This is a genomic window from Proteus genomosp. 4 str. ATCC 51469, from assembly GCF_003144375.1.
In the GTDB taxonomy this organism is placed as follows: domain Bacteria; phylum Pseudomonadota; class Gammaproteobacteria; order Enterobacterales; family Enterobacteriaceae; genus Proteus.
Map to the genome: position 1 here is coordinate 291,665 of NZ_PENV01000002.1, position 23,531 is coordinate 315,195.

At 38.4% G+C, this 23,531-nt stretch carries 23 protein-coding genes, 1 tRNA gene and 1 riboswitch; of the genes, 8 read left to right on the forward strand and 16 right to left on the reverse strand.

Annotated features, from left to right (window positions below):
- Nucleotides 1–114 precede the first annotated feature (114 nt).
- On the forward strand, nt 115–348 hold the full coding sequence (locus tag DK866_RS03475; protein WP_109407750.1) for a DNA polymerase III subunit theta: 234 nt from the start codon (nt 115–117) through the stop codon (nt 346–348).
- A gap of 98 nt (nt 349–446) precedes the next feature.
- Here DK866_RS03475 and yebF read toward each other — a convergent pair whose 3' ends face one another.
- Nucleotides 447–836, reverse strand: a complete 390-nt coding sequence (gene yebF / locus DK866_RS03480) for a protein YebF (protein WP_109407751.1) — start codon at nt 834–836, stop codon at nt 447–449.
- A 96-nt stretch (nt 837–932) separates the two neighbouring features.
- Nucleotides 933–1,115: a YoaH family protein gene (locus DK866_RS03485; RefSeq protein WP_072068479.1), complete on the reverse strand. Its 183-nt coding sequence runs from the start codon at nt 1,113–1,115 to the stop codon at nt 933–935.
- A 112-nt stretch (nt 1,116–1,227) separates the two neighbouring features.
- Between DK866_RS03485 and pabB the strand changes: the two genes are divergently transcribed.
- The 4 genes from pabB (at nt 1,228) to mntP (ending at nt 5,999) form a co-directional block, all read left to right on the forward strand.
- Nucleotides 1,228–2,613 carry an aminodeoxychorismate synthase component 1 gene (pabB, locus tag DK866_RS03490; RefSeq protein WP_109407752.1) on the forward strand — a complete coding sequence of 462 codons (1,386 nt, stop codon included), beginning with the start codon at nt 1,228–1,230 and terminating at the stop codon, nt 2,611–2,613.
- Complete coding sequence (locus DK866_RS03495) at nt 2,600–3,163, forward strand: CoA pyrophosphatase (protein ID WP_109407753.1); 564 nt, start codon at nt 2,600–2,602, stop codon at nt 3,161–3,163. The genes pabB and DK866_RS03495 overlap by 14 nt, the downstream gene beginning before the upstream one ends.
- Before the next feature lie 185 nt (nt 3,164–3,348).
- Nucleotides 3,349–4,710 (forward strand): L-serine ammonia-lyase, encoded by a 1,362-nt coding sequence (locus DK866_RS03500; protein WP_109407754.1) that lies wholly within the window; start codon nt 3,349–3,351, stop codon nt 4,708–4,710.
- Between the two features lie 502 nt (nt 4,711–5,212).
- A riboswitch (yybP-ykoY riboswitch) is annotated at nt 5,213–5,352 on the forward strand.
- A 59-nt stretch (nt 5,353–5,411) separates the two neighbouring features.
- Nucleotides 5,412–5,999: a manganese efflux pump MntP gene (mntP, locus tag DK866_RS03505; RefSeq protein WP_109407755.1), complete on the forward strand. Its 588-nt coding sequence runs from the start codon at nt 5,412–5,414 to the stop codon at nt 5,997–5,999.
- 94 nt (nt 6,000–6,093) lie between these two features.
- Here the strand turns inward: mntP and rlmA are convergent, their stop codons facing one another.
- Together rlmA and psiE are read right to left on the reverse strand one after the other, a co-directional pair.
- Nucleotides 6,094–6,909, reverse strand: coding sequence for a 23S rRNA (guanine(745)-N(1))-methyltransferase (gene rlmA / locus DK866_RS03510; RefSeq protein WP_109407756.1), 816 nt, complete (start codon nt 6,907–6,909; stop codon nt 6,094–6,096).
- A gap of 138 nt (nt 6,910–7,047) precedes the next feature.
- Nucleotides 7,048–7,461: a phosphate-starvation-inducible protein PsiE gene (gene psiE, locus DK866_RS03515; RefSeq protein ID WP_072068485.1), complete on the reverse strand. Its 414-nt coding sequence runs from the start codon at nt 7,459–7,461 to the stop codon at nt 7,048–7,050.
- A gap of 237 nt (nt 7,462–7,698) precedes the next feature.
- Here psiE and DK866_RS03520 point away from each other — a divergent pair, with 237 nt between their 5' ends.
- Complete coding sequence (locus DK866_RS03520; protein WP_109407757.1) at nt 7,699–8,145, forward strand: universal stress protein; 447 nt, start codon at nt 7,699–7,701, stop codon at nt 8,143–8,145.
- A 189-nt stretch (nt 8,146–8,334) separates the two neighbouring features.
- On the opposite strand, the gene DK866_RS03525 is transcribed toward DK866_RS03520, so the two are convergent.
- From DK866_RS03525 to cycA, 3 genes are all read right to left on the reverse strand, one after another.
- Nucleotides 8,335–9,153, reverse strand: coding sequence for an MBL fold metallo-hydrolase (locus tag DK866_RS03525; RefSeq protein WP_109407758.1), 819 nt, complete (start codon nt 9,151–9,153; stop codon nt 8,335–8,337).
- A gap of 195 nt (nt 9,154–9,348) precedes the next feature.
- Entirely contained in the window at nt 9,349–9,783 is a 435-nt protein-coding gene (locus DK866_RS03530; protein WP_109407759.1) for a universal stress protein, read from the reverse strand.
- Nucleotides 9,784–10,088: 305 nt separating this feature from the next.
- On the reverse strand, nt 10,089–11,501 hold the full coding sequence (cycA, locus tag DK866_RS03535; protein WP_109407760.1) for a D-serine/D-alanine/glycine transporter: 1,413 nt from the start codon (nt 11,499–11,501) through the stop codon (nt 10,089–10,091).
- 259 nt (nt 11,502–11,760) lie between these two features.
- Between cycA and DK866_RS03540 the strand changes: the two genes are divergently transcribed.
- A tRNA-Lys gene (locus DK866_RS03540) sits at nt 11,761–11,836 on the forward strand.
- A 217-nt stretch (nt 11,837–12,053) separates the two neighbouring features.
- Nucleotides 12,054–13,379, forward strand: coding sequence for a KAP family P-loop NTPase fold protein (locus tag DK866_RS03545; RefSeq protein ID WP_109407761.1), 1,326 nt, complete (start codon nt 12,054–12,056; stop codon nt 13,377–13,379).
- Between the two features lie 492 nt (nt 13,380–13,871).
- Here the strand turns inward: DK866_RS03545 and DK866_RS03550 are convergent, their stop codons facing one another.
- From DK866_RS03550 to DK866_RS20305, 9 genes are all read right to left on the reverse strand, one after another.
- Complete coding sequence (locus tag DK866_RS03550) at nt 13,872–15,518, reverse strand: hypothetical protein (protein ID WP_109407762.1); 1,647 nt, start codon at nt 15,516–15,518, stop codon at nt 13,872–13,874.
- Nucleotides 15,505–16,065 (reverse strand): hypothetical protein, encoded by a 561-nt coding sequence (locus DK866_RS03555; protein WP_109407870.1) that lies wholly within the window; start codon nt 16,063–16,065, stop codon nt 15,505–15,507. The genes DK866_RS03550 and DK866_RS03555 overlap by 14 nt, the downstream gene beginning before the upstream one ends.
- A 10-nt stretch (nt 16,066–16,075) precedes the next feature.
- Nucleotides 16,076–16,798 carry a hypothetical protein gene (locus DK866_RS03560; protein WP_109407763.1) on the reverse strand — a complete coding sequence of 241 codons (723 nt, stop codon included), beginning with the start codon at nt 16,796–16,798 and terminating at the stop codon, nt 16,076–16,078.
- Nucleotides 16,799–16,819: 21 nt separating this feature from the next.
- A complete protein-coding gene (locus DK866_RS03565; RefSeq protein ID WP_109407764.1) occupies nt 16,820–18,757 on the reverse strand; it encodes a phage tail protein in 1,938 nt (645 codons plus the stop codon).
- A 3-nt stretch (nt 18,758–18,760) separates the two neighbouring features.
- Entirely contained in the window at nt 18,761–19,318 is a 558-nt protein-coding gene (locus DK866_RS03570; protein ID WP_049212312.1) for a phage tail protein, read from the reverse strand.
- Nucleotides 19,311–20,495 carry a baseplate J/gp47 family protein gene (locus DK866_RS03575; protein WP_109407765.1) on the reverse strand — a complete coding sequence of 395 codons (1,185 nt, stop codon included), beginning with the start codon at nt 20,493–20,495 and terminating at the stop codon, nt 19,311–19,313. The genes DK866_RS03570 and DK866_RS03575 overlap by 8 nt, the downstream gene beginning before the upstream one ends.
- Nucleotides 20,485–20,820, reverse strand: a complete 336-nt coding sequence (locus DK866_RS03580; protein WP_049219617.1) for a DUF2590 family protein — start codon at nt 20,818–20,820, stop codon at nt 20,485–20,487. Before DK866_RS03580 ends, DK866_RS03575 begins: the two co-directional genes overlap by 11 nt.
- A 10-nt stretch (nt 20,821–20,830) precedes the next feature.
- On the reverse strand, nt 20,831–23,212 hold the full coding sequence (locus DK866_RS03585) for a phage tail tape measure protein (RefSeq protein WP_244179650.1): 2,382 nt from the start codon (nt 23,210–23,212) through the stop codon (nt 20,831–20,833).
- A gap of 134 nt (nt 23,213–23,346) precedes the next feature.
- Nucleotides 23,347–23,517: a DUF6890 family protein gene (locus tag DK866_RS20305; protein WP_423810255.1), complete on the reverse strand. Its 171-nt coding sequence runs from the start codon at nt 23,515–23,517 to the stop codon at nt 23,347–23,349.
- Nucleotides 23,518–23,531: the final 14 nt, after the last annotated feature.

A 23,531-nucleotide genomic window follows, 5' to 3' on the forward strand; every position in this document is an offset into this window, starting at 1 on the left:
ACACCTAAATAATGCGTATGTTTTTTATCATTATATAATGACTAATATCTTTATTTACTTGCATTAATAAGCATGCTCTTTTACTTTATTCGTATTGTTATAGGGAGGAGAACGATGGGTTATAACCTTTCAGAATTAACACAAGAAGAAAAAGACAAAATAAATGTAAGCTTAGCCGCTTCAGGTGTTGCCTTTAAAGAGCGATATAATATGCCTGTTGTTGCTGACGCAGTTTTACGAGAACAGCCTCAAGCGCTTCACGCTTATTTTCAAGAAAGGCTAATGTTTTATCGAGCAAGAAGCCAACACTATTCTCGTTTACCTTATGAGCCTCAAGCGAAAAAATAATAGCACTTTCTTGATAAAATTTAATGACAAAAAAAGAGATAAACTTGAGTTTATCTCTTTTTTTCAATCTGTTAACAATGGAAACTATCACTTATTCATTATTTAGGTGAAACATAAGTGATGGTATTTTCGTCGCAATTAACTTGAACATTGTAACGAAGATCTGTTCTCGCTCCGCGAACATTCAATACCATCTGATAGTTATTATCCATCTTGATAACTTCGTTAGCATTGATACTTGCTACAGGTTTCGGACCCAACGCCTTTTTATCTTCTTGCCAACGGGGGAGACGATTCTGTAGATAATCATTCTTCACTCTAGTAACAAGTTGGTTGTTGTCTAAATTAACGCAACTCGCAAAGGGTGCAGAGCGTACAATATCTTTATTAACATTATCGACACTTTCTGCAGATGCCCCCAAAGAAACAGCAAGTAAAAGAGCTACACCAAGTATCCCTGTTTGACCTGCTAACTTGCTTAATTTCATATAACCTCCCGAAAATATCCCTTAAAACAGGATGTGTTTCCATTAAGCATAGCATAGGGTTAACAACATATTTGTGACATTTGTTAAAAAAATGTTTTATTCATTCTCGTCATCAAATATGATAGAAACCGATTCACGCGTTGTGTGTTTTTCTCTTAATTCTTGAGCAACCAACTGAATAGCCTCTCCACTACTCATTCCCTCGGCCATAAGAGATTGAATTTTTTCTACTGCTTTTTGTTGTTCTTCGTGTGTTAATGTAGGCATTCCTAGAAACATAATGTTACTCTTATCTTTATCAACTTCTATTTTGTATTTACATGAATATAATCTTTTTGATTACAATTCATTGTGCGAATGATACAACATACTTTGTTTACATGGTCATAAGATGGATATGCAATTACAACAACGTGAGCTCATTTATACCCCAGATCTAGCACTACGGGTATTCTCTCCCATCGCTTCATTGCCTTGGTCTAGTTTACTTCATTCTGGCTTTGCCGAACATCCTCATAACCGTTTTGATATTATTGTCTCTGATCCTCTTGTAACTTTAGAAACACGCAAACAAACCACAACAATTAAAGAAAAAAATGGTGCGATCAGACGCTCTAAAAAAGATCCATTTACACTGATCCAACAAGAACTAGAACAGTTTAGTTTTCATCCAGAATACAATGATTCATTACCGTTTTTAGGCGGGGCTTTAGGTATTTGGAGTTATGACTTAGGCCGTCGTATTGAAAAACTACCTGAAAACGCTAAAAATGAACTCAATTTTGCAGATATGGCTATTGGAATTTATGATTGGGCATTAATTGTCGATCATGAATTAAAAAAAGCCACTTTAATTAGCTATGATAATATTGATGAGCGATTGCAGTGGCTAGAAAACCAAATGCCCACATTGATTGATACTCCATTTACCTTAACCACAGACTGGCAATCGAACATTAGCAATGCTGAATACAACGAAAAAATTGCTAAAATTCATCAATACTTACTTTCTGGTGATTGTTATCAAGTTAATTTAGCTCAACGTTTTTGTGCAAATTATACTGGTAGTGAATGGGCTGCATTTTTAACATTGAATCAAGCAAATAAAGCACCTTTTTCATCTTTTATGTGTTTGCCCAATAATTTTGTATTAAGTGTTTCACCAGAGCGTTTTATTCATTTAGCTGATAATAAAATAGAAACACGCCCGATAAAAGGAACACTGCCACGCAAAGTGACCCCCGAAGAAGATGATGAACAAGCGTTACTGCTCCAAAGCTCACGTAAAGATCGCGCAGAAAATTTAATGATTGTTGATCTTATGCGTAATGATATTGGAAAAGTTGCCGTTACCGGTTCCGTTAAAGTACCAGAACTGTTTGTTGTTGAACGTTTTCCAGCAGTACACCATTTAGTCAGTACTATTACAGCACAACTTCCCTCACATCTAACAGCAACAGATTTATTAAGAGCTGCGTTTCCCGGCGGTTCAATCACTGGCGCACCTAAGATCCGAGCAATGGAAATCATTGAAGAATTAGAACCACATCGCCGTCATGGATATTGTGGTGCCATCGGCTATATTAGTTTTTGTGGCACAATGGATACCAATATCAGCATCCGTACTTTATTGACAGAAAAAAATAAGATTTACTGTTGGGCGGGCGGCGGTATTGTTGCTGATAGTGTTGCTGAAAAAGAGTACCAAGAAACATTCGATAAACTTGGGCAAATATTAACTGTTTTAAGTGAGTCTACTATCGATGACACCCATTGATACTTTTATCAATCGTTTTCAACTCACATTACCTGATGATAAGGTAAATCAGCCACTCCATGCTCAAAAAACGGCAGCAGTATTGCTGCCGATTATCAATAAACCTAATCCAACCATATTATTAACGGAACGCGCATCAACATTACGCTCGCATGCAGGTCAAGTCGCTTTACCTGGTGGCAAACGAGATCCTGAAGATAATAATCTTATTGAAACCGCGCTCAGAGAAGCTCACGAAGAAGTCGCTATTCCACCCAATGCCGTTTCGGTGATTGGGCAATTACCACCATTACAAAGTTCAAGTGGATATTTGGTTACTCCCATTGTGGGCGTGATCCCAGCAGGTTTATCTTTACGCCAAAACCCAGCTGAAGTCGCCTCTATCTTTGAAATGCCATTAAGCCATGTACTCAATGCACAACATTATCAACCACTCGATTTTCGCCGTTCAGGTGAAAATCATCGGATCTATTTTTACCCTTATGATGGACATCTTGTCTGGGGATTAACGGCAGCTATTTTGCATAAACTTGCTTTACATATCACTTAAGGCGTTATTTTCTGTCCAGCTTGTGCTTTTTATCATCGCCTTCACAACTCTACTTAGCTATTTTAAAAAAATGTTGTAAACTACATCATTAACGGGACGATATAATCGTAAAAACGATCCCTTTACTATAAATAACTATATTTTATTCTTTTTTAACCCTCTCTCTTATTATTAAGGAGTCTGACGTGATTAGCGTTTTCGACATGTTTAAAGTGGGCATCGGACCCTCTAGCTCTCATACTGTAGGGCCAATGAAAGCGGGTAAAGAATTTGTCGATGATTTAGTCAACCAGGAATTGATTGCGTCTGTCACCCGTGTAGCTGTTGATGTTTACGGCTCCTTGTCTTTAACAGGCAAAGGTCACCACACTGATATTGCAATTATTATGGGCTTAGCAGGTAACGCACCTGCTACTGTCGATATTGACAGCATTCCCAGCTTTATTCGCAACGTTGAAGAAACTGGCAAACTATCATTAGCAAATGGCTTAAAAATTGTCGACTTCCCAGCAGAAAGTATGCATTTCAGTAATGACAACCTCTCATTACATGAAAATGGTATGACTATTCATGCTTTTGCTGGCGACAAAGAAGTATATAGAAAAACTTACTACTCTATTGGTGGTGGTTTTATTGTTGATGAAGAAAACTTTGGTAAATCAACACTTAATAGTAAACCTGTTTCATACCCTTATGCTAGCGCCGAAGAGTTATTAAAGCACTGCAAAGAAACTGGTTTATCCATTTCTAGCTTAATGATGAAAAACGAGCTAGATCTGCACACTCAAGCTGAAATCAATGCATATTTCGCTGATGTTTATAAAACAATGCAAGAATGTATTGAACACGGTTTAAATACAGAAGGCGTATTGCCAGGTCCATTACGTGTACCTCGCCGTGCGGCTGCATTAAATCGTTTATTAACATCAAGCAACAGCTTGTCAAACGATCCAATGAAAGTTGTTGATCTCATCAACATGTTTGCACTGGCTGTTAATGAAGAAAACGCAGCTGGTGGACGTGTTGTAACTGCACCAACTAATGGCGCATGTGGTATCGTGCCAGCAGTATTGGCTTACTACGATCGTTGTATCGAACCTGTGACACAAGAAACCTACTTACGCTATTTCTTAGCATCAGGGGCAATTGGTATTCTTTACAAAATGAATGCTTCTATTTCAGGTGCTGAAGTAGGTTGCCAAGGCGAAGTTGGTGTAGCTTGTTCAATGGCAGCAGCAGGTCTTGCTGAATTATTAGGTGGAAGTCCAGAGCAAGTCTGTATTGCCGCTGAAATCGGTATGGAACATAACCTCGGCTTAACATGCGACCCCGTTGCAGGGCAAGTACAAGTTCCATGCATCGAGCGTAATGCCATTGCTTCGGTTAAAGCAGTTAATGCGGCACGTATGGCCATTCGTCGTACCAGCGAACCACGAGTTTCGCTCGATAAAGTCATTGAAACCATGTATGAAACAGGTAAAGACATGAATGCTAAATATCGCGAAACATCACGCGGTGGTTTAGCAATAAAAGTACAATGTGACTAATTAACCTTGTTTTAGTTAAAAGCCATTCATTTTGAATGGCTTTTTTTATTACTAGAAATTTTATTTTTAATGATCACTTAACCTATAGATAATTAAAGAAAAATATAAGATTAATAATTAAATAAAAAATACTTTTTTTTAAAAAAATCTACTTTTTATTTTTCTATATTTATTAAATATAGAATATAAAGATTAAATATAGACGCATTAAATATAGGCTTATTTAATATCCATTTAATATTTAAAAAATTAAACTTATTATTTTTAGGTGTATTCTTCTTAATTTAAAAAATTAATTTTTTATTATAAATATAATTACAATCCATTGTTTATTATATGGTTAATATTTTATCACATTGAAAGTTATCATTTTTTTAACATTTTAAAAACGTTCCTTATATATTTAAAATCGCCCAAGTTAATAATGATAATTATTATCAATATCATCTTTGAAATATAATAAATAATATGTTGCCTTTCAGAAATAATATGTTATCTTCTGCATCAAGTCATTGGGGAGTAGCCTGTCTTAAAATAAAACTTAATTATTTTAAGAAATCTGTATCAACATACTCGCTTATTTTTATTTAGCGTGGTGCAGATGCCGTAATACGGTTGGCAAGACCATAGACACATAATTGTACTTCTTTGGTTGGGGGTCAATTGTGTGTATATGGAAATACCCCAACCGAGGCTTTATTATGAGTTTCTACGCTACTATCATCCTTGCCCTTGCCCTTTCTATGGACGCATTTGCTGTTGCAGTCTGTAAAGGTGCCACATTACATAAACCTCGTTTTCGTGAAGCACTCCGCACTGGATTTATATTTGGTATTATTGAAGCCAGTACACCCGTTATTGGTTGGGCATTAGGTTTATATACTAGCCAATATATTATTCAATGGGATCACTGGGTTGCCTTTGGATTACTATTTGTTCTTGGTAGCCGTATGATTTACCAAAGCGTAAAACGTGGTGATGAATGTCCTTGCGAAGAAGCCGCGCCACAACGCCATGGATCGCTCTCTTTAATAGCAACCGGTATTGCCACCAGCCTTGATGCAATGGCAATTGGTGTTGGTTTAGCATTCCTTCAAGTCAATATTGTTCATACTGCGATGACCATTGGCATGATGACGATGATCATGGCGACACTAGGTATGTTAATTGGGCGCTATATTGGCCCAGTACTTGGGAAAAAAGCAGAAATTATTGGTGGGATAGTATTAATTGCTATCGGCTTTAATATTGTATTCGAACATCTTGAATTATTTATGTACGCAAAATAATCACCAATTTAACAGAACACAATAAAAAGCTTAGGTTTGAATATCATGCCTAAGCTTTTTTATTTACATTATAAATTGTTTATTGCTTTCGTTATTAAACATGGCGTTGATAAATTCGAATTAAAAAATCCGTTTCACATGCAAAACATTCACTTTCAGCTAATGACTGTTTCACTTCTTCACTTGCTCGCCATGCAAACGGCGTCATTTGTAATAAATCAAATGCCTGCTTACCGTTTAAATTCATCATATAAGCAACTTGATGCTCAGCCACTTTATTGAAACCATCAAATTGTTCTTCTTTTAATGGATGAAGATGTACTTCTGAATAAATCAGTGCTTTTAGCTGGTATAGGTGACGAGGTGCAGGAGTGACCGTAATAATATATCCATTATTTACAATGACTCTTGCTAATTCACCACTATTACAAGGAGCATAAATACGAATAACAGCATTTAAAGAGGCATCACAAAAAGGTAAACGCTGACTTGAAGCCACACAAAAATGGATAGATGAATAACGTTTAGCTGCATATTTAATCGCAACTTTAGAAACATCTAAGCCATACACTTGAGGATTATGTAATTTTAGATTTTGATAAAACTGGTGGGTGTAATAGCCTTCACCGCAACCAATATCCAATACAACGCTATTATCCATAGGCAACAATGCTTGTAGTAAATCAGCTACTTTATCTCTCATTGGCTGGTAAAAACCTGCATCTAAAAACTCACGGCGAGCATTTATCATTTCAGCGCTATCACCCGGCTCTTTTGAGCGTTTAAATTGCACTGGTAGCAAATTTACATACCCTTCTTTCGCGCAATCAAACTGATGATTATTTTCACATACCCAACTGTGAGCCCGAAGATAAAGTGCCTGATTACATAATGGACATTGATAGGACATAGTAATATTTTTGTATAACCCCTAATAAAATTGAGAGAGATAATAACATACCTCTCTCAATCTTGCGGAAACCTTATTTTTATTTTTTGAGACTGTTTTTTTATGCTCAGTGACTAAGTAAACATAATTTATCGATTTTTAAGTCCGTTTTAACTTTTCAGTATTAGCAATAAATAATGCGATAACTAGCAGTAAAATTGCGCCTGATTGGATTAAAGTATCCACAGAATCTTTGTGTTCAACAATAATCAAACGCACAATTGCAGTAATACCGATATAGATAAAATATCTAAGCGGGAAATGCCCACCAGATAAAAAATATTTAACAATAAGTGCAATAAACTCAAAATAAAGAAAATAGATCAAAATACCTTCTAGTAATTGATAAGATGACTCTTGTGCACCTAAATTAAATAATAATGAAGCAATTACATAAGTTTCTTTGATAAGAAAACTAACTAATACAATTGCTAAAATAAGCAATCCAATATTAAGCACCCACTGTAATATAGTGGCAATACATTTAAGTAAGTCTTCGCTTGATTTTCTCATATAAACTATAACCTAGTGAGATCATTCCATGGATGTGTAAAAAGAACAAAAATAGCTATTAGGCAATTGGCTAAATTTTAAAGGATTTACTCGTTCATCACACCATTTTTTTATCTTTTAGAGCCTAAAAACCCCAAATAATGATGCAATAATCGCAATATTTGCTTTTAAATTTCAACTTGTAAGCTAATTTACTTATACTGACTTTTAAGGGCTAATTTATTTAAAAGGTAGACTATGGCTAACAAATACCTTGTTGCAATTGATTTATTAGAAGATAACAGAATTCAACGAATGATTGCTGATATTCACTTCCTTGCCTCAAAACCAGAAAATTATTTCCATTTTATTACGGTTATGCCTAATTTACGCTCTTTAGAAGCTTATGGGCTTAATTGTGATTGCACTTCCGTTGTTGAGAAAAAGCAACAAGCTCTAATTTTACTAACTGAAAAATTAGAACAATGTGTAAAACAACAATTTAACTTACCTAAAGAGCAATACCAGTGCCATGCTGTTATCGGCACACCTAATTATAATATTCTAGAATTAGCAGAAAAAGTGGATGCAGATACCATTATTATTGGTTCAAGCTCGCGTAATCAACGTAATATATTACTAGGATCTACTGCTGATTATATTGTGAATAATACGTCACGTTCAGTAATGGTTATACGTAAATAAAATCACTAGCCCCCTACCTTTTGGCAATAATGCTAGGTTGTTTATTGCCAAAAGTATTCTGCCATCATTCGGGCTATAAATAGCACTAAATGCACATTAATTTTTTCACTTCAAATAGTTAACTTGTTAGAATATTGACCAAAAAACTAAAATTCCAGGTCTTTTTAGGTCCAATATTTACAATTAATCCTATTCAAAAGATAAAGATTGTCCTGCATTAAAATCTTTCGCATTAAGGTATTTTCGTCCTAACACGCCAGTGCAATGGCATCCATACACATCAATATTTTTATCTATTGCTTTCTTAGCACGTTGTAATGCTGATGGAGTTGCACAACGCAAATGTAACCCCCCCACAATTGCTTGAATTTGATGATTACCTGTTATTTTTTTCGCATGTTCAACTATAGATTCAATACCAGAGTGACTACAGCCCGTAATAATCACTAAGCCTTTTTTTCCTTGCCAAACAAGAAAGCTATCATCAAGAACATAATCATCTTCTTCACCTAATTGATGAATAATAACACCATAACGTTTACTCACTTGGCGTTGTGTCACCTGTCCTGAATAAATGAAATTCTTCTCAATTGTTAAAGGAGCTTCTGTTAATTCAAAAGAAAATTGTGTTTCAAGTTTTTTGCGATCAAAAAAAGGGGCTAATCGTTTAAATTTAATATTTTTATTGCCTAAAAAAAGCGCTGAATAACGAACCGAAAATAGATGAGGATGAGCGATAACTCGTGGCTTATTGGGAAAAAAGTCTACTGGTAAATGCGTAAGTCCACCAAAATGATCATAATGCCCATGGGAGACAACAATTGTTTTCAATGTGGTTAAATCAATTCCCATTTTTTTGGCATTTGAAATAAAGGTAAGATCTTTTCCTGTATCAAAAAGTATTTTAGCTTGGCACTCATCATCTTCTAATAATAATGATAAGCCAGGATAGTGATTAAGCTCAGGATTGATTGATTTATTTTCTAGTAATGCAGTGATGGTTAACATTAGTTTTGATGATTATCGTTATTAGAAGATGGCTTATAGTAATGAAAAAAAGGAAGTGTTCCAAATATAAAAACCATTGATTTGTGCGATCCTCACTATCTCGTTACACAACCGCTGTTATATTAAAATCAAATATAACAGCGGTATTGTTATAAATTGCAGTTACTCTTATACAACTATACAGTCTGCTAAGTCTTATCTCACCACCATAACAGAGCGTTTAGCGTAGCGTGTAATATCAGCAGCTGTTGAACCAATATGATAAGAATCATCTTCGGGATTATGAGAGCCGATTACGATTAAATCTGCGTTTACTTCATCTGCAACCTGCAATATGGCATCTCGTGGTGTTCCTATGCAAATATGTGTTTGCATTCTGTCTTCAGGTAAATCAAACCGTTCAATAATTTTTTTTAACTCTTTCTCAGCTGACGTTTTTAAGCATCCTTGATCTAATTGATCGCCATTCATAACAAGTCGATAATAAGAAGATTGTGGAAGTTTTGGGAGTACATACAAAAAATGAACATAAGGATCTTCATTTTTTGCAATATCTTCCACTAACGGAATTGCTTTGTTCATCAGGTTATCTTCATCAATATCAATGGGAACCAAAATATTCTTATACATACCGCCTCCTTTTATTTTAATTGTAGGATAGTGTATTTTTAAAAAATTACCGGATGTAGTTAACATATTTTAAAAATATTTTATCACACCTAAATAACGCCTATTTTTCACTCAGTAAATAACAAAACATACACTTATTAAATTAATAATTGAGCCTATAATGAGATTATGGATATATAAGTCTAATATCTTTATTTTAGATTATGTCTTTTTATAAATTAATTATTTTATCAGTAATAAAAAATTCAAAAAAAAGCCTTATTAAATTAAATAAGGCTTTTCTCTTTCATTACGCGATGAATACTTTATTTTTGAACATTCTTTTTTTGTTTGTTCTTTTTAACATATTGATAGCCTATTGCTAGTGCAATAAACCACAATGGTGTCACACTTAACGCTTGGCGAGTATCATGTTCAAAAGCCAACAATACTGTCATAAAGGCAAAGAAAGCAAGACATAGCCATGACATCAAAATACCTAATGGCATTTTATAAATAGATTTCTCATGCAACTGTGGACGTTTTTTACGATACGCTAAATAAGAGCATAAAATCATACTCCAAATAAACATAAATAATAACGCCGACACTGTTGTTACCAAGGTAAATACATGCATAACATCGGGAATAAAGTAAATTAATACAATTCCACATGATAAACATAAACTGGTGAATAACAGTCCATTGGCAGGTACAGCTCGTTTAGATAATTGGCTAAACTGCTTTGGTGCTTCGCCCTCTTTTGATAAACCGAATAACATACGGCTTGTGGAAAATATACCACTATTAGCAGAAGACGCGGCAGCCGTTAATACGACAAAGTTTACTAAACTTGCAGCTGCGGGTATTCCTATCATGACAAATAGCTCAACAAATGGGCTTTTATCAGCCAAAATTGAACGCCATGGTGTCACCGACATAATAATTGCTAAAGCCAAAACGTAAAAAGTAATAATACGAATGGGAATCGCATTAATCGCTTTTGGCAACGATTTTTCCGGATTACGTGTTTCAGCTGCAGCGGTTCCTACTAATTCTATGCCGACAAAAGCAAAAATAGCGATTTGGAAGCCCGCAAAAAAACCACTTAGCCCTTTAGGGAACATTCCCCCATCATTCCAGATATTCTCTAATGCCGCTGTATGTCCTGCAGGAGATTCAAATCCAATACTGATAAGAACAATCCCCACAATGATCAAAGAAACAATAGCTGTTATTTTTATCATGGAGAACCAAAATTCCATTTCCCCAAACAGTTTTACTGTCGCTAAGTTCAAAATAAGCAGTGTCAGCACACAAATAAACGATGTTCCCCATTCAGGGAAATTAGGTGCCCAATAACTAATATAAGACGTTATGGCGACAATATCAGCAATGCCCGTAATAACCCAACAAAACCAATAAGTCCAACCGACAAAAAAGCCTGCCCAAGGCCCTAATAAATCACCAGCAAAATCACTAAATGATTTATATTCTAAATTTGATAATAACAACTCTCCCATAGCTCTCATAACAAAGAACAGGACAAAGCCGATTATCATATAAACAAAAATAATTGATGGCCCAGCTAATGAAATGGTTTTCCCTGAGCCCATAAATAGACCCGTACCAATAGCTCCACCAATAGCAATTAATTGAATATGACGATTTGTTAGCCCGCGTTGTAGAGTGGCATTTTTCACTCTAGCGGGAGGAGAAATTTCTGTTTGCTCTTCCATACCATACCTGAAATGTGTTCATATTTTTGATGTTGTTTTGCCACTATTTTATTTTTTGACGTGGCAATGTGTTTGCGAAATTATTGTGACACAAATCTCAGTGTAAGTAATGAAAAGATCACTTTTAGTAAAATGAATGATGCTTTGATAACCAGATAAGATCCTTTCTTTAATTTATTTGGCGATATTTTATCCATTTGAAAAAAAATTAAAATAAGGGCTTGACCATCGCTTTTGAGAGGAGAATAATCTGCGCATCGGGTTGTTAGCTCAGTCGGTAGAGCAGTTGACTCTTAATCAATTGGTCGGGAGTTCGAGCCTCCCACGACCCACCAAATTTAAGCTGATAAATCAGACATTTATGCCACTTAGAGATAAGTGGCTTTTTTGTATCTGCAAGAAAATGGCGACAAAATGGCGACAGAGATTTTCCTATCAAAAGCACCTTTTATTATTTAGATCTATCTATAACAATAGAATTAATTAGTAATGCATTGCATAATAGTTAAATAACTTTAATATATTATGCTTTACATTTTATGGTGAACAGATATGAAACCAGAATTAACATTCGATGATAGAGATGATTTTCATAGAAAAAAAACAGCTGAAAATCTAATAAAACTGATTATGAGTGATATTGACTTATCGCCAGTAGTAATAAATGGAGATTGGGGCATAGGGAAAACCGAATTTTGTATAAAAACTGTCAATGAAATAAAAAATAAAAACTTAGGCTATAATTGTGTATATATTGATGCATTTAGTGCTGATAACTCTGATGAACCCACATTAACATTATTGGCTTCAATTATTTCATTATTACCTAAAAATAAAAAGGAAGAATTAAGAAAAAAAGCTATACCTGTTATAAAATACTTAACTAAAGTTATTCTAAATGCAGGTACTAATGTAATACTAAAAGAAAACATTGATAAATTAAGTGATGAGTTTTCTGATGCAATAAAAGAACAAACAACAACAGTAATAGATACAACAATAGATAATTTACTTGAAACTCATGAAGAATCAAACAATTCTATTATAGCCTTAAAAAGCATACTAGAAGATATATCTAGTAAAAGTCCATTAATTATTTTCATAGATGAATTAGATAGATGTAGACCTAACTATGCAATAAAAATGATTGAATCAATAAAACATATATTCAATGTAAAAAATGTAAAGTTTGTGTTGATTGCAAATATAAAACAACTATCCTCATCTATTAATAAAATATATGGGGAGTCAATAGATGCTGATAAATATTTAAATAAATTTATTGGATTTAAATTAGATCTACATACCTATAATATAAATAACTCTAGTAACAACTCCACTTCATACCTAAAAATTTTATTAAACGAACATAACTCAGAGTTAAAGTCAATAAATGAGGAGACATTTATTGAGATAATGTCATTTCTAATTAAAAAAAATAATAATTCATTAAGGGATGTAGGTAACTTAGTAAAATATATACGAATATCTCAAATGTTTAATTTAGAAATATCACGTAATGATTTGATGCATTCCATTCTTAGGCTATTAGGTATATATATATACGCAATAAATAGCAAATTAAAAAATAGTATACTAACCCAAAATTATACTTGTGAAGAGGTAATAAAAACCTTTCCATTCATTTTAGAAAAAGACAACACTAAAGACTATACCTCTAGTCTAAATATCATGATAATTTTATTAATAAAATCATCATCTAATTATAGTGAATATATAATTAACAATAATATACTAAAAACTTCAGTTGAAAGTATTTATCCAGATAAAACTGATGCAAAATATGATTTCACTATTCCAGGAAGTAAGCCTTATGATTTTGTAAATCAAGCTCTTCATACTGTAATGTTGATTTAATTTTTCAGTTTCAAAAAATATTATCTCTATGATTAACCAGAGTTATTTTATTTTCTCTGGTTTTTTATTTAGATCATCACCCCACGTAAAGTACGAAATTTCTTTTACTATCAATGCGTTAATTATTTATCGCGATCCTTTTTCTACCTCGCAAACTGAAATAACCTGAAATCTTTTTCAATCATTTCAGTTTGACGCCTACGCAAAGAACCCAATCCCCGCGCGCTCTCGCAATCTATTTTGTAAAAATTTCAAACTGAAATATTTTTTTGATCCAAATTGTGCAGGCGGGTGCGGAGTAGTGCGTTTTACGTGGTGAATGATTTTATTTCGTGGGGATTATGCGTCCTGTGTCGCACGCTATCAACGCGATCCATTTTGAGTTAATGCAGATGTATTATGAGAATTGAACGCCGTAGCGTGGCGTAGAAGTGGATATATTTACGGGCATAAAAAAGCCCGCAAGCGCGGGCAAGGATGGTAACAATTTTATCACCCAATCACGGGTGAATACTTCTGCTTAAGTCCTGTTGATTTAGTGCCAGTGTTACTAATGGCTGAAGCGTTTAACGGGTTGCCTGTGTTGTTATGAGTATGGCTTGCAGTAAGTGAGGCCAACTCATTGACGACGTCTAGCGTATCTAACATGCACTGCATCACATTCAATTGTTCATTACCCAAATAAACAACCGGTGCCATGATTTTTTGCATGGCACCAGCGATACTGGAACGCACGGCCCCAATTTTTTCCTCTAACTGCTGGCCGACATCAACCGTCATATTTTTACCAACTGCCACAACCTTATTGGCTTGCGTTGCTTGGCTAAAGTCACCCTCTGCAATTTGCATAATGGCACCTGCCATTAACTTGCTTGTGCCTATCACGGTCGTTTTATCGGTGGCTTGTACGGTGGTTTCTCTGGCGATAACCGTGCGATTTTCTGTGTCGGTTTTAACTTCACGGTGCATCGATTCTTCAATAATTTTTTGGTCAGTTTGACGATGCCATGTGCCGTCTTGTGTTACCCGCTGTGATACCTCTTGGCGTTGCTGTTGCAGTTGTTCGCCTGGTTTGATGTCGGGCAAGGTATTGCCATGACTTAACACTTGGCGAATAAACGGTTTATCTGCACGGCCATTTTCAAACGCAATTTCGACCATCGAACCCACAGGCGGATATTGAAACATTCCCGACTCGTTCCCCGCCATGGGTAATGGTAACGGCACCGCATGATAAACGGGTGCCACATCATTGCCATCGGCATCAACCATTTGCACGTCAACGGCGTATTTTGGTCTAAATGGATCTGAAATATCCCCTGCAGTAGTATTTTCTGTCGGGGCTTCAACACGGGCAAATTTCGGCAAGTGTAACCCTGCAGACAATTCAGGGTAGGCATTATCAATTTGCTGTTGGGCTATGGTGCGGTTTTCGGCTCTCCCAGTGATAGCATCAGGGCTTATCCACGTTAACGTCATATTATCGTTATCCAGCGCCACACGTTCTAAGCGTTTATCATTCACTTTCACACCAGGGCGTAAACTTTGCACCATCGGGATGGTCATCTGATTACCGGCACGCTGTTCGGAAGAGAATTGATTGTCTATTTCAACCTCTTTATCTTTCCAGAATGAATCCGCCCAACTCCCCACGAACACGTCACCGTCTGGCGTTTGATACCACACATAATCGGGAATATTGAACACTTTTCCCAGGCTATTTAATAATTGATAGCCCGTGCCATTATGGGTGTAATGTGGGATTGGGGTATTTACATATTCGGCATCCGGTAACACAAAATGTAATCCGCTGTGCTCTTTTAGATAATCGGTGATCTGTTTTAAGGTAGGATGCTGAAAAGAGCACGGCCACATTCTGTCGAATACACCAACTAACTCCCGCACAAACAATTTTTGAAAACCATTTTGTGACGGTTGCGAACGTTCTACGTAACCCGTGAAATATCGTAATAGTAAATCAGTGTAGCCAATATCAAGGCGCACCAATTTACCCGTGTAATCGGTATCGGTTTTAGCCGTAATAAAGCCACGGCCACATTGCGATAATTCCAGCACCATTTTAACGTCGACAAGGTGCGTTTCATCACCGGATAAATAAAGTCGATTAATGGGTTTCATCACTTCCCCCTAATGCCTCGTTTAACGGTTTTAATACCCTGCGTTCAAACCAATTTAATTTTTGTTCTTGCTCTGCCGTTCCCTCACCCTTGGCGTTCGGTTTATTACTCATATTTTGTGTTTTGGCTTTAACTTGCCCTGCTGAACGACTTTCGCGTTTTTCGGGCACCGATAAATGCTCACGTAAGGTAAACGTAATTTGCCAGGCTTGTTTACCGTCCATCTTTGACGCATCAATGCCGTTGGTAAATGTGCCAAGACGAAAATTAATCGCGCTGGCCATACGGTTGGCCACACGATAGCGTTTTAGTAATCCATTTTCTTTGGCTTCAGCTAACGCAAATAAACGGGTTAGCGTTTTTTCTTCGGTGAAAGGAATAGTGCCCGTAATGCGGAGTTCTTTAGGCTTAATGCCCTGCTCACTATTGACGGTACTTGAGGACTGCCCTGATTGGTCTTTGTCCTGATACATCATCGAGGGTGTGACGGTCAGGTTTTTTAATAAAATGGCTTCACCGTCCAACGCCAACGTAATGATTTGGCTGATTTTCGGTGTGTTATTTTCGTAAAGTGGTGTCTGTGTCATGCATCATTCCTTTGATTGCATCAATATCGCCCGCAAAAAGCGTAGCTAAGGTGTAAACCGCATCTTGTTCAGGGATTTCTTTTTTCATTTTATCGGCTAATTCCGCGCCGTTACCTTTTCCCTGGAACACCCAAACGGTGGTTGATTTTCCCAGTAATCCCGTCAATGAATCAGCCATGCCTTGTAAGATATTTTTTCGACTTTCAGCAAATCCTTTTACGCTAGAAAGTAACCCTGCCACACTTGCCCCGCTTGAGGCTTCACTTTTTGCTTTTTCAATTAATCCCGCATTGATTACCGCACGGCTATTATTGGTTGATAATGTTTGCGGGTCAGGAATACCAGCTATCGTTTTAGCCGGTATCTGCATTTTGGTAATATTTAGGCTTTCGGCGGTTTTGGCCATACGTTCAACTTGACTAAACACAGGCAAAGGCAATACCCCCGAAAAGCCTTGAATTGCATTGATAAACTCGTCATGGGTACGGGCACAAATCATCGTCACCACAATATCAACCTCACCCGCTCCCTGAATTTTATTAGCAATATAATTAATTGCATTAGTGGGGCTTAAATAACTGCCTGTGGCAGTGTTTTGTCCGACACCATAAATAAACGGGTGAACGGGTAATAATGAACAAGTAATGCCCGTTAAATCGCCCGGAAGTGCGAATCGCTTACGTTGCCATTTCATCTTAATTTCCTTTTCCTTGATTCAAAATCCTATTGCAAACCACATAACAGCAATTATCCCTGCGGGCATTTCCATTGCCACTTTAGATAAAGTTGATTTTTTTAAATTAAACCCTGGATTATTTGCACCATCATAATCAATGGCATGAAATGAAAATAATTTATTCGGAAACGCAATCGGGAAATTAATAAAATAATCGTTATAGGTAATAGTCTTTTTCCCCCATTGATAAATAATCCCTGTATCACCACATTTCCACCAACCATTTTCCGAACGGTTTGCGGTTGATTTCAGTCCTGCTCCCACATCGCTAGCGTTTAAGGTAATATCCGCATTTAACTGCTTACCATTCACTTTACGGGTATTGGGCACGCGACCATTGGCATTGTTATTGGCATTATTGGCCGTAGTTTGTGCAGTATTGGCTTTAGTCACCGCACTGTTTGCCGTATTTTGCGCATTGGTCGCCATGGTTTTGGCTTCATTGACTTGTGCTGGCGTCGAAGCGCCCACATCGCTAGCGTTTAAGGTAATATCCGCATTTAACTGCTTACCATTCACTTTACGGGTATTAGGCACACGGCCATTGGCATTGTTATTGGCATTATTGGCTGTGGTTTGTGCAGTATTGGCTTTGCTCACACCATCATTGGCGGTCTTTTGGGCATTGTCGGCCTTAGTAACCGCACTGTTTGCCGTACTTTGTGCTTTATCTGCCTTGGTTACTGCACTGTTTGCTGTGTTTTGCGCATTGGAGGCCATCGTTTTGGCTTCATTCACTTGCGCAGGTGTCGATGCTCCGACATCACTTGCGGATAAAGTAATATCTTTTGTGCCATCAAAAAGGACACCCGAAATTTTGCGCGGAGTCGCCAGCTTTTGTGAGGCAACGGCCGTTCCTGTTGAAGGTAATCGCGTATTGGCATTGTCGTTAGCTGATTTTGCTGATGCCATTGCGTTATTATGTAAGTCGGTCACTAGTTTTTGTGTTGGGGTTAATGCCTGACTAGCACCTGTTTTATCCGTCAGTTGAGTAAACCCTTTGGCCGTTAATGTTGCATCAGGGTGATTACGAGACTGAGCATGTTTCTTTAACGCATCATCTAATTGCTGAAAATCCAGTGTTCCTTTAGGGCGTAAATCGGTAATTTTTCCGTCCGCTGAAATCGACGCTATCGCAAACACAAAATGTGCAAAACCTGCATTATCAATATAGTTTTTTAAATCAGGTTTGACGGTCAGCTTAATGTGGGTTTGCCAACGACTGGTAATATTGCCCTGGTAACTCACATCAGCATAAACTTTGGTATTTTCCGCAGGCACGGTGATATTTTGGTTTGTGATTAATTCCGCCCGTAAACCACCGATGTATCCAATACCTTTTGTGACAAAATATTGATTCCCTGTCTTAGCTACTAAAAACGCATCATCAAAAAAAGAGGCCTCACCGTAACTGTCGGTATTAACTAGGCGTTGCATTTCATCAATGCCAGAAAGTCTGGCGGTAAAATCAATCTGCCACATTTCTGCAGGTGTGGTAATGGCGGTTTCTTTGCTTGCCCCTAAATACTCCAGCAAGAAAGAACGGGTTAACACGTTGCCCTGTTGCCCTGCTTGGGTTTTAATTTTTCGTTGAGTAGGCGCATGCACAATCATCGCTACTGTGCCCGATTTTTTATTTAATAGCCCAATCCAGTTAAAATCAAAATCACCAATTTCGGCACCGATAGTCACCGAATAGGCCACCGCATTTTGATTGACGACGCCCGTTTTATTGACGGCTTGGCGATGCACGATATATTTTGCATCGGGCAGGCCTTCATTGCGGTCAATCGGTTTTTCAATCTCTAAATTCGGGATATGTGCAAAGACGAACTCGTCTAACACAATCAAGTTTCCATCAATCGACTCTTGGGCTTTCCAGCGCTCAAATGCCGTTGTAATAATAGATTGTGACATTTGTTACTCTCCTTGTAACAGTGATGCGCCAAAGGTCTGATATTCACAATCAGCCCAACCAAACCGCATCACTAATTGATTATTGGTGATCACTTCAAAACGATAACGGCGACACGTGCGTCCATACTGGCGAATAATGCCCATCAACAAATCTGGGTTGCCTGCGATTTGTCCGTCACTGACCCGTAAAATAATGACATCCCAGTCAATATCAGGCTGACGCTCTAACAGCTCGACATAGCCCACGCCTAAGCGCTCAAAAATAGCAATAAAACCACTGACCGACCCCGCATCACGGGCATTAATAAAGGCAAATTTTACCCGCTTGCGAAATAAATCTAATGGCTCCCCTTTAAAACGGTGAATATCACGCTGATAGGCCAGCACTGATAACAATTCTTCTGAGCAGGTTTCTGCGTCCAATTGTTTGAGTGGCCATAACATCCAGTCATAAACACCCGACCAAAATTTACGCACCGCATTTAACAGTTTTGCGGGTTCGCCTTTGTTCATCCATGACGGCAAATTTAAGCCTTTTAATCGTTCCTTGAAATCAGGCATCTTGTAGCTCCACGGTCAGCGATTTTAAACGGGGCACACTCAATTCACTGATGATATCCGTTTGATTAAATTGCAGGGAATCAACCAAGGAGAAATGGCGGTGAATTTCACGCCCTAAATTAGAAAATGAAAAACGCGAGTAAGGCCATGTTTTTTTCACGTCATAATTGGTGTTTTCACGAAACGCACAACGCACTAAATTTTCAATGTCTTGCCGTAATTTGACTTGCTCGTTATCGGTTAGGTTAGCGAGATTCTGCACAAATACCGTTAACTTAATGGCATGGTGTGTTTCAGGCATGGGCATGCACTGCATATCATCACCGTGCCCATGATGGCCTTGTGTGTTGACATAATCGTTAACTTTGTCGATAAACGGCTGACTAATGACGCCACTGTCTAACAATAAATAAGCATTGGCAGTACCCGCGCCTCGAGGCGCATCATGCAAAAAGAAAATGCGGTCAATACTCAAGCCGACGACACTGGCAATCATGCCTTGATATACCGCATCAGTGTGGTAATTCCCCACTAGATTATATTGATTACGGCAACGGTCACGTAAATCATCATCGCTCTCTTTATCCGCACCTGGCACCAATAACCAATTTTCCTCGTTTTGCGCTCGTTCAATGCCTGGCACGGCAACGGGAAGAATACGAAAATAGCCTGGTGCCAGATTAAAGGCTCCGCCTGCGTCACTGGCATCAACCGCAATCAGGGCAGACTCTTTTTCAATCGTCACGGTTTCCGTGGTCACCACACTGTAAATCTGCCCGTTAATGCGCTCTGTCTGCACGATAGTACCCGCTGGCACCGTGACACTATTTTGCCCCGCAATACGGTAAAAACGCACTTGTCCTTTGGCTTTGGTGGCGGGCTTACGTTGCAGGTTAACGCCCCAGGCGAACATTTCCAGCCATGAGCCCGATGCAGTAGCCAGATACATATTGGTGAACACCAAATTAATCAAGACATCTTTGAGCCACTGAACGGGCGTAGTGACAAGAGTATTAATTAAGCGCCAAAATGGTGACATATTGGACGCATTGGTAATTAAGCCTTCTTCTTTCACAATGTCGTTAAATTGCTGATTAATTTCATCGGCAGTAATCGGCATGCCGTTATCTTTTAATGCCGACTCGTAGTCAATTTGTGGACGTTGTTTATTCGCCATAATTCACCCCGACACTAATACGGCCAAAATCATAAGTGTCTGCGGTCACCCATAATTTTTTTACGTTTTCTTCATCAACAATAATGGTGCCTGGAATCAGTCGCTCATCATCTTCAACCAGTAACACAATCTGCATACGAATATCAGCGCGCAAGGTTGGGCTACGTTCGGCCACTAATTGGGTGGCTAAACCGCTCTCAACAATCGCATGCGCAATATCTTGCGTAATACTTTGACGGTTATTACACAATATCGGCTCAAAGCCCGCATTGAGCGTGAAATCACGCTCTGTTATCAGTAAATCAATATATTTCGCCTGTTCCATGGCATTATCCTTAATTCAACGCGCCCCACTCTTCCAAATCCGCAGGTGTCATCACATTGCCATTATTAATCGTGATATTTCCGTATTGCCTGCGGTTATCAACGCTGGTTTGATTGTTATTGATCTCTTTACTCAAACCACCTTTGTTAATGCCTTTTAACTCATTCCCTGTTAATAATGACGGCTGATAATCAAAACGGCGGTTTGGTTGGTTTTGATTAATGGCATTTAAATCAGCTTGAACCGGCACACTGGGTAACGCCGAATTAACGACGGCGGTTTCAGTTTCTTTTAAATCGATATTGACGCCAGGCAGATAATTTAATTTGCTGGCCACCGCATTAAACACACCGTTAAAGCTGTCACTTAACCATTTCCACAGCCCATCAAAGACACCTTTAATCGAATCTGAAATACCGTTAAAAGTGTCACTAATAGAGAAGTTTTCAAACCAGCCACACAGTGCATCCCAACCGCCTGCAACCCCATTCCATAAATTGGCAAACAGTTGTGATACCGTGTTATAAATCTCAATAAAGGCTTGCACAGGTGACAGTGAGAAAAACCACTGGCACACTGCATCCCAACCTTTGGCAATACCTGCATACATCAAATTCGTGATATGGGTAATGGATTTCCAAAAGCTGGCAAACACTCTGACAGGGGAGATGCGTTCTAAAAATTGAACAGTAGCCCCCCATGCAGTCATGATATTGTTTTTTAGGTCATTCCATGTTTGAGAAATCCATTTCGATGCATTAATAAAAGCCGTCACAATCCAGCCCACTGCTTTAATGACCATTCGAAATGGTAACGTTAATAATTCGATAGCCTTCGCGACACTCTTACCAAATATTTTCCCCGCATTTGTCGTTTGGTTGAGCGCATCTTCTGAAAATTCAATCGGTGTGAGTAAATCTGTAAACCAATTGAACACACTTTTTACCGCTTTCCACACCACACCCAACGCGTTGCCAATATCGTCAAACATGGAACCAACGGGCGACATAGAGTCAAAGGCCTCTAAAAACCCTTGCACAAACCCTTTAAAAAATGCCTTGATGGGTTGCCAAAATTTCACAACGGCGATCGCAATTAGGGCAAATAAACCAATTAATAATAAAACAGGCCATGTGATAGAGGTAAATCCTAATGCTGTGGCCAACGAGGCCATTTTGGTGATGTTTAAAAATCTCGTTAATTTGGCGAGGGAACCACTAAAAAAGCCTGTGGCTTTTGTCACTAAATCGTACTTACCTTTCATCAAGGACAGTAATACTCCGCCCGTTTTCCACAACGGCAAGATACCGACCCACAGCAACCGACCAATTCCCAATACGATATTGGCCATCGCCCCCATGGCCGTAAATGCAATAAACCCTGTCACCACATAACCAATGGCACGGGCAATATTGGGGAATAGCTTCAACCAACGCACGAGCATTTGCCCCATATCAGCAATTTTATTCATCAGGGGCACAATCACGGGTAACAATGTCATACCCACGGCAATGCGGATAGACTCCCAAATCGACAATAACCGCTCCCACGGATTAGCCAACATACTGGCCATTTCTGTGGCACGTTTCATGCCATCATCACCGCCTAATGCGGTAATATTTTTACGTAATACCTCGACGTTATTAAACAGTGATTTCACGACAATAGCGGAATCGCCAAAGGCGTCCTCAATTTCTTTTTGAGCCTGTAAATTACCTGCAATGGACTTGCCATATTTGCCTTGTAACTTTTCCAGCATTTCAGGCATCGTCAGCATTTGCCCTGACGCATTAACAAACGATAGACCGAGTTTTTTAGCCCCGTCCGTTGCCCCTGACAGAAACGACTCATACGCACTACTGGATTCTGTGCCTAATGAACGTTGCAACTCGCCTAATACGGCTAACTGTTCATCAATACCGACACCAAATTGCGTACCTGCAGAACGCGCCCCTTCCATCAAATCAGTAATTTCAGCCATCGACGTGCCGAAGGTTTGCGACATAATAACGGCCTTGCCTGCCAGCTCTTCTGCGAACGTCACTTTGCCCACGCTGTCGGCATAGCCTTGAAACTGAGAAAACATTTTGCCCATATAGGCATTGGATTCTTCGGCCGTGGTTTTTAGTGCTGATGCCGTAATGTTGCTGATTTTGGTTAGTTGCGGGAGTTCATTATCTGAAATGCCACTAATGGCCCTTCGGATAGAGAGAGAGGACTCAACGAATTGCACCGCCGATTTACCGTATTGCGCACTGAAAGTGAGTGCTTCATCGGTGATTTTTTTCATTGCACCATCATCAACACCCGTGACTTTCGCCATATCAAGGGCATCTTGAATCGCTAACGCGGGATCTAAGACGTTTTTTAACGCAAAGACGGAGCCAGCCAAGCCCGCCCCGCCGACCGCAATATTTTTAAACGCCTGTTGTGAGGTTTCAGCAAATTGAGTCACACCTGCTTGCACGGCCTTCAAGGGCTGAGTGACTTTATCAATCATGCTGAGTGTAAAATCTAATGTACTCATCATTCACCCTTGAAAGCTAATGCAATGCCATTTGCGACCGCGATGCGGTGATTTTCTGTGAAGTGATTATCTAGCCAAATTGCGCGGGCGAAACTGTCGATATCATCCTGCTCATGAGGGAGATAGTGCCGTCGTAACGTTATGTATTGTTCTAAGGCACTGCGTTCAATAGCATCGACTCGCG